The sequence below is a fragment of the Psychrobacter sp. 1U2 genome, assembly GCF_051847575.1.
The window spans coordinates 1-823 of the sequence record NZ_JBPYDC010000814.1 but is presented as its reverse complement, the minus strand read 5'-3'; the positions used below and the strand labels follow the sequence as shown (position 1 = coordinate 823).

Here is an 823-nt window from a genome sequence, read left to right as displayed (position 1 = left end):
TTGCCCACTCTAACGGAGATTTGGAAGCGTAAAGTGAGGTCTTAACGGGCTGTTTAGTGGTTTGAGTCGTCATGCGGTGTTCTTCCTTAGATAAATGGCGGCATCATCTGTTTAATTGATAGCCTGTATTGCGATGTTGCATCCATGCTACCCTTTTAATAATGACAAATCTAACTAATTAAATATTAAAATTGATAGATTTAATCTATCATAGTAGATATATTATTGATAAACAGATTTCGGCGGCAGAAAATATGAAAATACAGCAATTACGGCATTTTTTATTTGTGGTAAAAGAAGGCGGTTTTCGTGCTGCGGCTGAGCGCGCCAATCGATCACAAGCAGCGCTGTCAGCCTCCATCAAAGAGCTGGAGAAGACGCTCGGTCAGCGTTTATTTGAAAGTGGTAACAAAGCCACACTCACCCCTTTTGGTGAAACCTGCTTACCGAAGATTGAGCAATTCCTGACCACTTATAAAGCACTAGAAGATGATCTCAAAGCATCTGCTTCTGGTGACAAAGGTAAAATAAGAATTGCCAGCGTGCCATCGCTCGTCACCAAGCTGTTGCCAAGCGTGTTGGTCGAATACGCCAAAAAGCACCCTGATATTGAGATTGTATTGATAGATGATAATTCTGTTGGAGTGGCCAATCGATTATTGGCAGGAGAAGTAGATTTAGCATTGGGTAACTGTATTAGTATAGATCAGGCGGATATAGATTTTACACCGCTCATTTCAGACCCAATAGGCGTCGTTTGCTTAAACAGTAACTCGTTAAATCAGTTGAAAAATCAGTCAGAAAAGCAACAAAATAGATCACG

General features: G+C 40.8%; 1 protein-coding gene. It reads left to right on the top strand.

Translation table 11 applies throughout. From position 1 onward, the window contains the following. Positions 1 to 254: 254 nt before the first annotated feature. On the top strand, positions 255 to 823 hold a 569-nt coding region (locus ACS8FD_RS18895), incomplete at its 3' end, for a LysR family transcriptional regulator (RefSeq protein ID WP_439276986.1).